The sequence below is a fragment of the Ohtaekwangia koreensis genome (genome assembly GCF_900167975.1).
In the GTDB taxonomy this organism is placed as follows: domain Bacteria; phylum Bacteroidota; class Bacteroidia; order Cytophagales; family Cyclobacteriaceae; genus Ohtaekwangia; species Ohtaekwangia koreensis.
Genome location: NZ_FUZU01000001.1, coordinates 1,187,029 through 1,201,921, shown reverse-complemented (window position 1 = coordinate 1,201,921; position 14,893 = coordinate 1,187,029). Strand labels below are relative to the sequence as shown.

Here is a 14,893-nt window from a genome sequence, read left to right as displayed (position 1 = left end):
TTATCCGGCCGTTCACAAAATATTCTAACCGGCTGCAACCCTGCCATCCTAAATTAGGTCTTAGCAAGGTAACCCATGAAACCATGATCAAAAACTATTTTCTTATTGCCATTCGCAGTCTCCGCAAGCATTTGTCGTATTCTGCTATTAACATATTCGGACTGAGCCTGGGATTGGCCACTTGCATTTTGTTGGTAACATGGATTCGACATGAACTAAGCTACGATAAGTTCCATGAAAAGGCTGACCGCATTTACAGGGCTTCCCTGGAATATAGTTTCGGTGGTCATACTTCCAAAACTTCTGTTTCACCCACCGCTTTGCTTCCCGCTGCACAAAAGAATTTTGCCGAAGTTGAAAGTGGCGTGCGACTCTATAATCCATCTGCTTCCAATGGATTTGTCATCCGCCAGGATGATAAGCTTTTTCAGGAAAGAAAATTTTATTATGCCGACAGTACATTCTTCAAGGTATTTTCATTCTCTCTGGTAAAGGGTAATCCTGACAAAGCTTTAACAGAACCAAACTCTGTTGTATTAACGAGATCGATGGCCAAAAAATATTTCGACAGCGAAGATGTTATGGGCAAAACCATCGAGGTGGGTAACAAAGGAGACTATACCATCACGGGGCTGGTGGAGGATGCACCGTCCAACACATTATTACAATTCGACTTTATCGGTTCATTCTCATCACTTGCAGCATCCAAAGAAACAAGCTGGTGGAGTGCCAATTATGAAACCTATATGTTGCTGACACCAGGCGCTGATGTCTCTGCATTGACTCATAAAACAAATGAATTGGTAAAACAAGAAGTCGCCTCGGAGCTAACAAATCCCGGTGATTATGTAAAGTATAACTTTTACCCTGTAGGAGATGTATACCTGAAGTCAGGCATGGCCAGCGACATTCAATATGTATATATATTCGGCTCCATTGCTTTACTGGTGCTGATTATAGCTTGTATCAACTATATCAACCTGGCTACTGCACGTGCTGCAGATCGCGCAAAAGAAGTTGGTATTCGCAAGGTAGTGGGAGCGTTGCGTAATCAACTATTTATGCAATTCATTAGCGAATCCGCTATTCTGACTTTTATCGCATTAATCTTTTCTTTCCTACTGGCAAAAATAGCACTGCCTCTTTTCAATCAAGTTACAGGCAAACAATTTGACTCCGGTACATTTATCAATTTAGAATTTATACTCTCGTCAATTATAGCATCGGTCGTTATTGCCCTGCTGGCAGGCGCCTACCCTGCCTTTGCTATTACCGCATTTAAACCCGTAAGTATATTGAAAGGTAATTTTAAAACTTCGGGCAAAGGTATATGGTTACGCCAAAGTCTGGTAGTGGTCCAATTCAGTATATCCATTATACTAATCGTTGGGACGATCGTAGTGTTGCAGCAACTCTCATTTATACAGAATAAAAAACTAGGCTATAGCAAAGAGAATGTAGTGATCATGTTGCTGGATGCAAAAACAGCTGCGGTATATAACGAATTTAGAACAGAGATTCTTCGCAGTGGCATTGCTTCGCATGTAGCACGCGCTATAGAATCTCCTACAAAGATTGATGGTGGCTATTCGGTTATGTTGCCCGGTGCCGCGAATGAAATCGGCATGATCGTTACTGCCAATGCAGTTGATCCTGATTTTATACCGGCCCTGAATATAAAACTTGTAGCCGGTAGAAATTTCACGGAGAATGACTATATAAAAATGAGAACCGATACCATCACTTCATTTGTTTTGAATGAATCGGCTATACGTGATTTAGGACTAGCAGTTGAAACAGCAGTCGGCACAACGATCGATATGAATGGTCGTCATGGCGAAATTGTAGGCGTTTCGGAAGACTTTCACTTTGCTCCGCTCAAGCAAAAAATTGAACCGCTCGTTCTCTTTACAGAAGAATATCAGTTTAGTACCATCTTCATAAAACTGAAAGAAGGAAACACCACAGAGTTGCTTGCAAAATTAAAATCGATCTGCAATACGGTTACACCACACAGACCGTTCGACTATACTTTTCTGGATGAAGAGTATGCTGCCATGTATAAAAATGAAGAGCGCATGAGCCAGATCAGCACCACGTTTGCCACCTTAACAATTCTTATCGCATGCCTTGGGTTGTTTGGACTGGTATCATTTTCTGCTGCGCAGAAAACAAAAGAGATTGGCATCCGAAAAGTCTTGGGTGCTACTGCTTCAAGCATAGTGTTGCTCATCACAAAAGATTTTACGAGACTGGTTCTTATTTCCATCATGATCGCATTACCATTGGCGTACTGGATCATGTATCAATGGCTGAATGATTTTGCCTATAAAACTGAAATTGGTGTGTGGCCCTTGTTACTGGCAGCAGGTCTTTCAATTGTTATTGCCTTTGGAACCGCCAGCTTCCAGGCAATAAAAGCTGCGCTGATCAACCCTGTGGATACTTTGCGAAGCGAATAATGCTTGAAATCCATCATTGATAAGTCTATGGACCATAGTGTGATATCGCTATAGTTCATAGACTATATGCAGTGTCTCCGCGTTATTATTTTCAATGACTTGTGACTTTGCATAATCCTTCGGATTATAGTACTGTAGTTGCAGCGCATGACAGAAGCCGAGATACAACACGAGTACGCAATCCTGGAGCGGGCGAAGCGGAATCCCAACGCCTTCGGAGAGCTTTATGAAAAATACTTCGACCGCATTTTTAACTTTATATATCGCCAGACCGATGATGAAGAGTTAACGGATGATCTCTGTTCGCAAACCTTTCTCAGTGCTTTAAAAAATATAGGTCGTTATGAATTTAGGGGCGTACCCTTTTCGGCATGGCTATATAAGATTGCGAGCAACGAAGTAAATAAATATTACCGCAAAAAGAAGAATGACAAAGTATTCAGTATTGAAGAAATACGGGTACGGGAATTGTTCGAGCAGGAGAATGAAGGTTGGGACGAAGAGGTACTGGAAAAATTACTCGAGTATTTTAAGGAGTTGCCAACGGACATGCTACAGGTATTGGAATTGCGTTTTTTCGAAGACAAGGATTTTAAAGAGATCGCTTTTATCCTGGACATTACGGAAAGTGGAGCGAAGATGCGTACATACCGGGCATTAGACAGACTACGAAAAAATTTTAACCTACGGATCAAGTACGATGTCAAGGAATGAAATACGATTGAGGCGTACGATAAGTCCCGGGCAGATAGCACGGCACCGGAACTATAAAAAGCTCATGGCCCGACATTCGCGTTACATTAAAATGAAACGCTCTATCATTGCATTGGTATATGTACTTATACTGGTGTTGATGATCTTGCTATATATGCTGGTGAAGCGTGCCGAAACACAAAAGCAAATGAAGAACGGTAATGCCAGAACATTACTAGAAACAGGAAGTGATACAGTGGTAAATAATCCTGTTCCTATACTGAGGAGATTGCTCACAAAAATAAAAAAGTCATAGAGTAGCACTTGCTTCTCTATGACTTTTCTGACATTAAAATCTTCCGAACTTCAATGTCACGTTGTACGACAGGTCACTCAGATCACTATCCGACAATCCTTTTCCTTCACTTCCAAATGCTGCACGATAACTAACCCCCGGGCTGAAGCGCATCCATTTGAAGAGATTTACTTCTGCTTGAATACCAGGCTCTACTACCGTAAACCAATTTGTATCATGCGATTCATCATCCCAGTCATGATCAAAATCATCGTCCCAATCATCATCATCCCAATCATGACGATCATACTGAAGCGTGAAACCAGCTCCGGAGAAAAGGTGAAATGCAACGTGAAAAGTTTTATTCGATCCAAGTATATATTCCGATACCAAACCAAATTGTCCATATTGATACGTTAAATCCTGATCAGGCACAGCCCTGAACTCAACCGGTACCGGAATATCATTTGTAGAAGCAGCCCCACCGAATCCGATCATAAACTTTTGATTTATATATACTCCACCGTATACTCCCGCGAGGTTTGCATACTTGCCGCGAATGGTAGTAAACTGATTTGTAATAGCGCCATAGCCGCCTATCCGGCCATTACCGTTGCCTTTAAAAACGGTTTGTATATCCTGTGCATGCGTAAAACTTGCAAAGAACAACAACACCATTGTCATACTTGTAAGGTTCTTTTTCATAATCATTTTGCGTTTTAATGCTCTTATGACAATGCAGATAATCTTTACCCCCATGCCCCTTTAAAAATATTTTTTCAATGTTGATCCATTTAAAAATCCGTATTGACCGACATTCTCCATTGTAATCCGGTCATGTAGGGATTACCAACATCCTTCCCTATTCATAATCAAAAAGCTAACTTGAAGAAAACTTGAACACTTATGCAGAGAGCACTCTTTATCATCTTTACATTCTTTACTATACATGTCCATGCACAGAATTTAAAATCCGGTGGGGTGTTAAAACCGGAGCAGGCATTGATGGACATTCGTCATTATACCATTGCTCTGGATGTAGACCCCGAACAACAAAGCATCGATGGATATACCGAGATCAGTCTCATTACATCTCAGGCAACCAATGTATTATTATTTGACCTGGTACACTTACTTACGGTGAAAAAAGTATGGGTGAATAAAAAAGAGCAACCCTTCACACAAGCCGATGATTTAATTCGCATCACTCCTGCATCCGCTGTTGCTGCAGGAAAAGTGACGGTTAAAATTCAATATGGAGGGAAGCCTGGCATTGCTGAACGCGCTCCCTGGATCGGTGGCTTTCAATGGGCTAAAGATTCACTGGGCAATCCATGGGTTGCTATAACGTGCCAGAGTGAAGGCGCAAAAATATACTATCCTTGCAAAGACCATCCCAGCGATGAACCGAACGAAGGCGCGGATCTGATCATTACTGTTCCGAAAGGACTATATGTAGCCGGACCTGGTTTACTAAAAAAGGTTTTCACGAAGGGATCTAAAAGTACATACCATTGGAAAACGAGTTACACCATCAACAATTATAGTATAGTCTTTAATATAGGAAAGTATACGATAGCATCGCGGGAGTATACGACTATAAATGGAAACAAAGTACCGATGCAGTTCTATGTATTGGAAGAACACGCGCATCGTGCCAAGCATCTGCTGGATATTTTTGAACAGAGCGTTCGTGTACAGGAAAAATACTTCGGTGAATATCCATGGGTGAAGGAGAAGCTGGCGATCTGTGAAACACCGCATTTAGGAATGGAACACCAGACGCTGAACGCGTATGGAAATAAATTCAGGTATGCGAAAGTTGGCGGTAAAGATTTCGACTGGTTACTGCATCATGAACTGGGCCATGAGTGGTGGGGTAATAAGGTTACCGGTATTGACTGGGCCGATATGTGGATACAGGAAGGTATCTGCACGTTCGGAGATCATTTATATACCCGTGAACTGGAAGGTGAAGAAGCGTATAAAAAGCGTATGCAGCAAACTGCGCGCAGTACACAAAATCAAAAAGCGGTTGTACAAGGCAATAACCTCGACACCGATGTAGTATACCATGGAGACATCTATGGTAAAGGGGCATTCTTCATGCACACCATCCGGTATGTAATCGGTGACAGTATATTCTTTCCTACCTTAAAAAAACTGGCTACCGATCCGCAGTATACGTACAACAACCTGGTAAGCACAGCAAATGTAGAACAACTCTTCAGCAAAGCTTCCGGTCAAGATCTCAAACCATTATTCGACCTATATCTATATACAACGGATAAACTTGATGTGCTTGTCAAACAAACAGCCGACAATAAATACAAAATCCAGTTATTAAATTTTAATACATCCTTACCACTTGAAGTAAAAACAGATGCCGGCACAAAACGAATTACACTGAATAAAGAAGGAATAATTCTGAATAGTACTTCGGTACCTGTAATCGATTCGGATGGATATTATTTAAAACGCGTGATCTACGAATAAGCGATTTATATATGTAACCCGCTACAAACACACCTGGCTATGAGAGAAGACATCAACATCAATTCATCTGGAGCAGAGCAAAATACATTTGACGCGATCGTGATTGGTTCTGGAATTTCCGGAGGATGGGCAGCCAAGGAACTATGTGAGCATGGACTGAAAACATTGGTACTTGAACGTGGGCGAAATATAGTACATAACAAAGATTATCCTACAGCAACAAAAAACCCGTGGGAGTTTACACATCGCGGACGTGTAACGCAGGAGTATCGCCAGAACAATCCATTGATCAGTAAGGCTGCAGGCTTTGGAGAAGATACCGCACATTTTTTTATACAAGACAAAGATCATCCCTATATACAAGAGAAACCTTTCGATTGGATTCGCGGATACCAGGTAGGCGGTAAATCTATTATCTGGGGACGAGCTTGTCAGCGGTGGAGTCAACATGAATTTACGGCCCCTGCTAAATTCGGATATGGCATTGCGTGGCCTATCGGGTATACAGATATAGCACCCTGGTACTCACACGTTGAAAAATTTATTGGCGTATGCGGTAATTCGGATGGTATAGAAGCGATGCCTGATGGAGAGTTTCTTCCGCCTTTCGATTTGAATTGTGTTGAATCTCATGTTCAGCAAAAAATAAAGAAGCATTATCCCGATCGCTTTTTAGTGCAGGCGCGTTGGGCACACATTACTCAGCCACAGCCAATTCATCTTGAGCAAGGGCGCGGAAAATGCCAGGCGCGAAACCTGTGCATGCGAGGTTGTCCTTTCGGAGGATACTTTAGTTCTGTCTCGTCAACATTACCGTGGGCGCAGAACACAGGCAACTTAACGGTACAACCAGACGCTGTTGTGCATTCTATACTATATGACGAACGTAAAGGTAAGGCACATGGTGTGCGCGTGATTGATGCCCATACACACAAAGCCACCGAATACTTCGCGAAAATCATTTTCGTAAATGCTTCGGCTCTAAATACAAATCTTATTTTACTAAACTCGACTTCCAATCGTTTCCCTACCGGACTGGGCAACGACAATGGTCTTCTTGGTAAATATATAGCCTTTCATAACTATCGTGCATCGGTGAGTGCTGCCATCGATGGGTTTGATGATCAATATTACTATGGTCGCAACCCGACTGAACCCATCCTGGCAAACTATAGGAACCTTGGCAAGCAAGACACTGATTATATAGGAGGATTTACAACGTTTATGGGCGCATACCGCACCCGTGGTAAAATGGATGTAACGGAGGCCGCCTGTGGAGTAGATTTAAAAGAAGCCGTGGCATCGCCCGGTGACTGGCGAACCTATATGTATATGCAGGGCGAAACTATTCCCAAAGAAAAAAATCATGTACGGCTTAGTGAAACTGAAAAAGATCAGTGGGGCATTCCCCTACTGGTTACGTCCGTGGACTATGACGACAATGATGAGAAAATGATAAAAGATTTTCTCACTCAAAGTTCGGAGATGCTTGAAAAATCGGGATGTACAAAAATAGATCAGTACGACACGAAACAGGCACCCGGACTTGATATACACGAGATGGGCGGTTGCCGCATGGGACACGACCCGAAGACTTCGTTATTGAATAAGTGGAATCAGTTACACGCATGCTCAAATGTATTTGTAACGGATGGCGCGTGCATGACAAGTACAGGTAATCAAAGTCCATCTATACTCTATATGGCATTAACAGCGCGCGCAGTAAAGTATGCAGTAGAGGAACTGAAGAAGCGGAATCTATAGCATGTCGTGTTTGTACAATTAATCCGGGCATCACGGCTATACTTTAGGATCTTAAACACATTACAGCCATGATAGATCTTGAAACAGCACGAAAGCTCGCATTATCACTTCCTGAAACCGAGGAGCATGATCATTGGGGGCGTCCCTCCTTTCGTGTAAAGAAAAAAATATTTCTTACGCTATGGCCTGCCGAGAAACGCGCTGTTGTGAAGCTGGCGCTTGTGGATCAGTCTGTATTTTGTGATTACAACGCAAATGTATTTTATCCGGTTAAAGGCGCCTGGGGCAAACAAGGCTGGACCTGTATCGAACTATCAAAAGTAAGAAAGTCGATGTTTACCGATGCCCTGAATCTATCCTGGAAACAGAGCGCCCCGAAGAAATTGAAAGAAAGTATATTTCCGAATGAATAACGTATATCATATATACCCTATATCCGGTCGTGACACAAACTACGCTACACCGCTCCTCACTCGGTAGCTTGGCGTGATGATTACTTTGCCTATCTTCGTTTTCAACAACGAATCAAAGTATGTCAATCATCAAAAAAATAAAATCAACCATAGGTTTATTACAACAGCTTGACCTTGATAAAATCGGAAAGCTTTCTGAAAAGGTTGACCTTAATAAAATGGTCGGCCTCGTTAGCAGTATGAAAGGTGAAGACCTTCAGAAACTGATGAAGTTTATGGAAGGCGGAAAAAAGAAACATGAGTTTCCGGAAATAGATGGAGACTTTTACGATCTGCATCAATGGCTTTCACCGGAGGAGCGCGCTATACAATTAAAGGTGCGGGAGTTTATGCAAGTGCATATCAAACCCATTGCCAATGAGTATTGGCTGAAAGATGAATTTCCTCATCACATTATACCGGAGATGGCCAAGCTTAACATCTGCGGACTTACGTATCATGGCTACGGTTGTCCGGGTATGTCAAGTTTATTAGAAGGCTTTCTGGCGATGGAGATGGCACGGGTGGATTGTTCAACATCAACATTCTTTGGCGTACAGAGTGGGCTGGCCATGGGCTCTATATACTATTGCGGAAGCGAAGAACAAAAACAGCAATGGCTTCCGCGCATGCAGAAGATGGAATTGATTGGAGCGTTTGGATTAACAGAACCGGAAGTAGGATCGGCTGCCGCTGGAGGATTGACGTGTACGTGCGAGCGTGTAGGCGATACGTGGGTTTTGAATGGCCAGAAGAAATGGATCGGTAACGCGACCTTTGCAGATCTTGTAGTGATCTGGGCGCGAGATATAGCCGACAATTCTGTGAAAGGTTTTATAGTTGAAAAAGGTACGAAAGGATTTCAGGCAGACAAGATCAAAGGCAAGATGGCGCTTCGCATTGTACAGAACGCATTGATTACACTTACCAATTGTGAGGTACACGAAAGTAATCGCCTGCAACAGGCGAATTCATTTAAAGACACTGCACAGGTTCTTCGCATGACGCGGGCAGGTGTTGCGTGGCAAGCGGTAGGATGTGCCCGTGGTGCCTACGAAAGTGCATTGCGCTATACGAACGAACGCAAACAGTTTGGCCGCACCATCAGCAGCTTTCAAATGGTACAAGACCTTCTCGTTGAAATGTTAAGCAACCTGACGGCGATGCAAACTATGGTCTGCAGACTTTCACAATTGCAGGACGCTGGTAAACTTACCGATGAACAAGCTTCGCTCGCCAAAGTATTTTGCTCACTGCATACACGAGATATAGTGAGCCACGCACGCGAGCTATTTGGCGGCAATGGAATTCTGATTGAATATGACATCGCCCGCTTCGTGGCAGATGCAGAAGCTATATATTCGTATGAAGGCACCAAAGAGATCAACACGCTGATTGTCGGACGCGCAATCACCGGGCAGAGCGCTTTTGTATGATGAGTATATATTCGTTAAAGCAATGTTTTTAACCAACCCCTATATTTCTATGAATACAACTTTAATGTTAATGATGTGTTTCTTTGGCTTTGCAGCCTGGGCACAAACTTCTGATGAGAAAGATATAGCCACTACCGTTGAGTTCCTGCGCAAAGCGATGATCGATGGCGATCGAGCATCTCTCGAAAAGATCACGGCCCCTGAATTAAGTTATGGGCATTCCAATGGTAAGCTTGAAGACAAGAGTGCTTTTGTAGAAGCCTTCGTAAGTGGCAAATCAGATTTTGTAACCATTACGCTTACAGATCAAACGATCAGGATTATTGGCACAACCGCCCTTGTTCGCCATACGCTGACAGGAGAAACCAATGACAGCGGCAAGCCTGGTTCGGTAAAACTCGGTGTACTGCTGGTATGGCAAAAACAAAATGGCGAGTGGAAATTAATCGGCAGACAAGCCTATAAATTACCACAGTAAATCTTGTTACCGGCTATACCCTCATTCCCCATGACAACCAGAAGAAAATTTATACAACACGCAACTGCGCTGGCAACAGCTGCGGCTGTAACTCCTTCATTTTTACTCAGACCAAAGTATAAACTGGGTCTTCAACTCTATACACTTCGTGAACCCATGGCCAAAGATCTGCGTGGCACGCTGAAAAAGATAGCAGCGCTGGGTTATGAAGAAGTCGAAACATATGGCTTTAACTATGGAGGTAATAAATACTATTGGGGACTCGAACCTAAAGTTGCCAAACAGCTTTTGAATGATAGCAACCTGACGACTTCGACAGGGCATTATGATCTCAATAAATTTATGAATACTCCGGTAGAAGATCTGAACCGTTACGTTGACCAATGCATTGAAGGCGCACATGCTTTAAAGCAAGAGTATATAACATGGCCATGGCTCGATCCGGAGTCAAGAACTATCGAAAAATTCAAAATCCTTTCTGAGAAGCTAAACCTCATTGGTGAAACTATAAAGAAAGCTAATCTCCAGCTTGCGTATCACAATCATGATTTTGAATTTATTGATCAGCAAGGACAGATTGGATACAACATCATTTTACAGGAGACTGATCCTTCATTGGTAAAAATGCAAATGGATCTATACTGGGTTATGCATTCGTCTCCGTTAAAACCACATGACTGGTTTAAAAAACGTCCGGGACGATTCGTTATGTGGCATATTAAAGACATGGATAAAGTGAATAGGAACCTGCATACCGAAGTGGGTAACGGCACTATTGACTTCAAGACTATATTTGCAGATGATTCGCTCGCTGGCTTACAGCACATCTTCGTTGAACAAGGGAACAACCTGATGGCAGACCCTTTTCAAAGTGTAGCAAACAGCGCTGCGTATGTAAAGAAAGAGCTTTTAAAATAATTTGATATTCAGAAGGGTATAGAGGATGATCTATACCTTCTTCTGAGCATTTGTTTCTTTGATCAGTCTGACAGACATAAATCCAAGTACTCCGATCACGAGTATAATGGCAACCCAGATAACACGCTTGTCCTTAAAAAATGTAGGCGACTCTTCGGTCTTGGTTACTTCCAAAATGCGTTTTACATTCTGCACCTTCAATACTGCCGGCTGATATGAAATGCTATCCTTAAAAAAAGCGAGGTCATACGAAGGGGCCTGTAAAGCTTCATCACCAAATTGCATGGTATATGTATCGCCTTTCTTTAACCATGCCGCCAGGTAACGATTCAGCTGGTATACCTTTATATCTGCTATCGCCAAAGAAGGATTATCGCGGTTATCTACTACCAGCATCAGCTCTTCTGTTTTTAGCATTGGCAATTGAATAATAGAAGAATGTGCTGAACTCACCTCAAATGAAGTTACCAGATCATAAAAGTCCTTCTTTCCTTTTTTCGTAGTTCGTGTTTGGCGTTGGTATACTTCAACGTTTCGCAAAAAATACGGTGTACCGGTCATTGTAAGTTCAAGTTTATCCAATAACCGAAGCGTGTCATACCGAAGGTATATATAGCTTTTCTTCTCCTTCGCGCTATCCGCGCTTACTAAACTTCGTATGGGAACTTCCGTATAGGCACCACCGGATGTAAGCACATCGTAATATCCGGCCTTAAGTATATTTAAGGGAGCATTTGTAGAATCATTAATGCGCAGTTGATAATAGGCGTAGTTACTCAGTGGAAAGTTTACGACTTTCATATCGGCAGCTTCACTGCTGTTATCTATAGACTGCAAGTAAAACTGCTCTTTGATAACAAACCAGTTCTTCTGATCATCACTCCCCGAAAGTGTAGCTTCCTTCGTTACTTCTGCATTGCGAATCAAAAGATTTATATTGTTGATCGAAGTCTTATCGGGGTTTTGCAAAATCAATGTCGTACAGCAATTTGGCTGCTGCGTTTTCTCCACGATGGTATACGCTTTGAATTGTGCCTGCTGATAGGAAGGCTGCTCTTCCTGCAACACATACGGCACTTCCTTTTTATTTGCATCATACAAGCGAATATTACTAAACTGCTGATTTGAATATGGTGCTATCTCCGGGGAGAGTAATATCCTGTAAAAGCCATCAGCCTCTACGTTGGGTAGCGATGCTTCCGCACGAAATTGTTGCGCCTGCATGCTGAAGCTGCCCAGACACACTATACCAACAACTATACCTATATATCGTTTCATGCTTCTTCTTCTTTTTGTGTATTATCCAAGACAGGCTCGTCTACCAATAGTAGTTTCTTTAATCGCTGATACATAAACGACACTACGAGTAGCAAAACGCCAAGCGATATAAACGCTGCGATCTTTCCACCTTCTGAGATGCCGCGGATGTCCACGATGAATAGCTTCAATAAAGTCACCAATAAAAGCGACAATGAAATAATACGCAGATGTTTCTTTTTGGTCTTTAAGCCTATTGCAATGAGCAGGAACGATGCTATACCCCAAAGGATCGGGAACCCGATCTTATGGTTCTGAGTAATGATGTGGTACATGGAATCAGGATTTGAATATCCGATCAACAACACCGTGTGATCCAACTCTGCACTGGCAAGGAATATAAAGAACATAATGTAAAACCAGGAATAAGCATTATGTGTCTTCTCATTAAAATCCTTAAGCTGCCGTACGCGTCTTAACGTTATGATTGAAATTAAAAGCACAAGGGCTATATATACATAATGAAAAGCAAAACCCGTAATGCTTGCGAATCCCTGCAGGTAATTATTTCGGGCTGTCAAGGTTTCTCCATGATAGAAAAATAGAAATGATGCGATTGCCACCACACCCCATCCGGCAAAGAATTGGCGGAATTGATTTGGTAGAATCAGCTTCTTCTCTGCCAATAACAATCCTGTTATGAAAAGCATATTATAGCTTCCTATAACAATCAGGACGGCTGAAAAATCATCTATATACTTGGGAAGCTGATATTGCAATTCAAAAAACTGTGATGCATACAAGAGAATGATCCCTCCGATTGACAAAATCAGCCTATACGGCTGAACGTATTCCAAATATTCTGAGGTTTCAAACCTGAGGAAGTAAATCGTACCGGCAATAGAGGCCAATACAACCAGACCGGTGATATAGGCTTTGTTAACGATGACAGCGAGGTCACTCATACCACCAAAGTATAGCTGTTCCCAATCCATTAACAGACTAATTATCATCAGGGCCATTACCACCAGCGAAGCCAGCTTCATCAACCGGATACCCGACTTCTGTGATAGCCATAATAATAGCACAGCTTCCGCTGCCCAGAATAAAGTTATATAGTTTCCTTCAAGTTGAACCGGAGCTGCCAGACTTATAAACGTGAGCACTAAACCTATCAACAGGAAAACGAGGTTACGATCAACGCGCTCGTTTTTATAGAGTGTATAGGCAAAGATGAAATTAAATATACCCAGAGCAGCGGTAAACAAACCCTTGAAGTCTGATCCTGCATCACCATCCAGAATAATCATCCCTGCTGCGTAGTAACAAAATGTATTACTAAGAAGAAGCGTTATCTCAATCGACTTGAAGGCAGTCTTATTACGAATGTTGTTAATGATGTTCATCATAAAGAACACCAGATAAAACAACGTAGCAAAGATGATCGCACCTTGCATCATGGGAACGTTATTGCCTTCGTATTTGGCAGCAAGCCATGAACCAAACAATATAAGTGTAAATATATAGGCGATGATGTTAACGAGATTCCACTTCTTATAGTAAGCGAGTACCAGCATTCCTACATCCAGGATTAGTATATAGGTAAAAAGTACTATATAATTTCCTTCACCCGTGCTCACCATGAAAGGCGATGCAAAACCGCCCAATATAGCCAGTACAGCAAGCTCTATTCTGTTGTATGCAAGCGACAAGACAATAGCAAAACCGGTTATTACAACCATTAGCACAAAAGCTGCTGTCTGTGTGAATAAATTATATTCATGAAATGCAATACCTATTGTGAGATATAGTATGGCTATACCACCGCCTACCAGTACCGAACTGAAAGCAGCAAACGCTTTGCGCATATAGTGTGCTACGCCAATCAGAATTCCTCCACACGCTATACCAATGAATACACGACCAATCTCGTTAATCCAATCCTGATCAATTGCATACTTCACAAAGAAACCGATACCAAGCACCAGGATACCAATCCCTATTTTATTTGCCAGGTTCTCACCAATGAATTTTTCAAGATCGGGATTACGCTCAAAGAAGCCAGGCTTGCGTGGAGCGGGTGGTATATATGGTCTTTTCGTTTCCGCTTTTGCTGCCTCTACAACGGGATAGTCTATTATTTCAACCGGAGTTTGTATCACTTCAGGTTCCGCGATGGGGACTTCTTCAATCTGTACTTTCTCAATTACAATTTCCTTCTTCTCCTCAACCACCGGTATAATAACCGGTATGGCCTGTTCAATCGGTTTTTCCGGAGCGACAGACTTTTCTTCAGTCTTTATAACTGGAGTTTGCTCGATCGTTCTCGATTGTAATTTAACCAGGTCGCGCGCCAGGTGATCCATTTTTTGTTGAAGAACCTGTAACTGAGAAGAAAAACTATTCTTCACACTGATCAGCAAGATCAGCGTGATCAACAGGATCAAGAAAACTAAGAACAATAGGAATTCCATGTTCGACAGGGTAAGTAGGTTAGCGTGATAAGATTTAACGAATTCACAACAGTTTCGTAAGCTTCAATAGAGCAAGCTAAATATTCTTGACCATTGAAGTCAATTCAAAGATAACTAAAAAAGAAAAAGGCCATTTCAGATTACTGAAATGGCCTTTAAAGGAATGAA

The 14,893-nt window shown here is 42.2% G+C and carries 12 protein-coding genes; 9 read left to right on the top strand and 3 right to left on the bottom strand.

Going from position 1 to position 14,893, the window contains the following annotated elements:
• Positions 1-83 precede the first annotated feature (83 nt).
• The 3 genes from B5Y40_RS05220 to B5Y40_RS05210 all read left to right on the top strand — a co-directional run bounded on the left by B5Y40_RS05220 (position 84) and on the right by B5Y40_RS05210 (position 3,471).
• Positions 84-2,462 carry an ABC transporter permease gene (locus tag B5Y40_RS05220; RefSeq protein ID WP_079685628.1) on the top strand — a complete coding sequence of 793 codons (2,379 nt, stop codon included), beginning with the start codon at positions 84-86 and terminating at the stop codon, positions 2,460-2,462.
• Positions 2,463-2,609: 147 nt separating this feature from the next.
• A complete protein-coding gene (locus B5Y40_RS05215) occupies positions 2,610-3,176 on the top strand; it encodes an RNA polymerase sigma factor (protein ID WP_143785617.1) in 567 nt (188 codons plus the stop codon).
• A 64-nt stretch (positions 3,177-3,240) separates the two neighbouring features.
• Positions 3,241-3,471, top strand: coding sequence for a hypothetical protein (locus B5Y40_RS05210; protein WP_159453610.1), 231 nt, complete (start codon positions 3,241-3,243; stop codon positions 3,469-3,471).
• A gap of 33 nt (positions 3,472-3,504) precedes the next feature.
• Here the strand turns inward: B5Y40_RS05210 and B5Y40_RS05205 are convergent, their stop codons facing one another.
• Positions 3,505-4,155 carry a hypothetical protein gene (locus B5Y40_RS05205; RefSeq protein ID WP_079687090.1) on the bottom strand — a complete coding sequence of 217 codons (651 nt, stop codon included), beginning with the start codon at positions 4,153-4,155 and terminating at the stop codon, positions 3,505-3,507.
• Between the two features lie 201 nt (positions 4,156-4,356).
• Here B5Y40_RS05205 and B5Y40_RS05200 point away from each other — a divergent pair, with 201 nt between their 5' ends.
• The 6 genes from B5Y40_RS05200 (at position 4,357) to B5Y40_RS05175 (ending at position 10,994) form a co-directional block, all read left to right on the top strand.
• On the top strand, positions 4,357-5,946 hold the full coding sequence (locus tag B5Y40_RS05200; protein ID WP_079685625.1) for a M1 family metallopeptidase: 1,590 nt from the start codon (positions 4,357-4,359) through the stop codon (positions 5,944-5,946).
• 39 nt (positions 5,947-5,985) lie between these two features.
• The gene (locus B5Y40_RS05195) at positions 5,986-7,710 is read left to right on the top strand and encodes a GMC oxidoreductase (RefSeq protein ID WP_079685624.1); all 1,725 of its coding nucleotides are present in this window, start codon (positions 5,986-5,988) and stop codon (positions 7,708-7,710) included.
• Between the two features lie 68 nt (positions 7,711-7,778).
• Positions 7,779-8,123: an MmcQ/YjbR family DNA-binding protein gene (locus B5Y40_RS05190; RefSeq protein ID WP_079685623.1), complete on the top strand. Its 345-nt coding sequence runs from the start codon at positions 7,779-7,781 to the stop codon at positions 8,121-8,123.
• A gap of 119 nt (positions 8,124-8,242) precedes the next feature.
• Positions 8,243-9,598 (top strand): acyl-CoA dehydrogenase family protein, encoded by a 1,356-nt coding sequence (locus B5Y40_RS05185; protein WP_079685622.1) that lies wholly within the window; start codon positions 8,243-8,245, stop codon positions 9,596-9,598.
• Between the two features lie 49 nt (positions 9,599-9,647).
• Positions 9,648-10,076, top strand: a complete 429-nt coding sequence (locus tag B5Y40_RS05180; protein ID WP_143785615.1) for a nuclear transport factor 2 family protein — start codon at positions 9,648-9,650, stop codon at positions 10,074-10,076.
• Positions 10,077-10,106: 30 nt separating this feature from the next.
• Positions 10,107-10,994, top strand: coding sequence for a sugar phosphate isomerase/epimerase family protein (locus B5Y40_RS05175; RefSeq protein WP_143785614.1), 888 nt, complete (start codon positions 10,107-10,109; stop codon positions 10,992-10,994).
• Between the two features lie 30 nt (positions 10,995-11,024).
• Here B5Y40_RS05175 and B5Y40_RS05170 read toward each other — a convergent pair whose 3' ends face one another.
• Together B5Y40_RS05170 and B5Y40_RS05165 are read right to left on the bottom strand one after the other, a co-directional pair.
• On the bottom strand, positions 11,025-12,272 hold the full coding sequence (locus tag B5Y40_RS05170) for a DUF3999 family protein (RefSeq protein WP_079685621.1): 1,248 nt from the start codon (positions 12,270-12,272) through the stop codon (positions 11,025-11,027).
• Positions 12,269-14,725 (bottom strand): DUF2339 domain-containing protein, encoded by a 2,457-nt coding sequence (locus B5Y40_RS05165; protein ID WP_079685620.1) that lies wholly within the window; start codon positions 14,723-14,725, stop codon positions 12,269-12,271. The genes B5Y40_RS05170 and B5Y40_RS05165 overlap by 4 nt, the downstream gene beginning before the upstream one ends.
• Between the last annotated feature and the right edge of the window lie 168 nt (positions 14,726-14,893).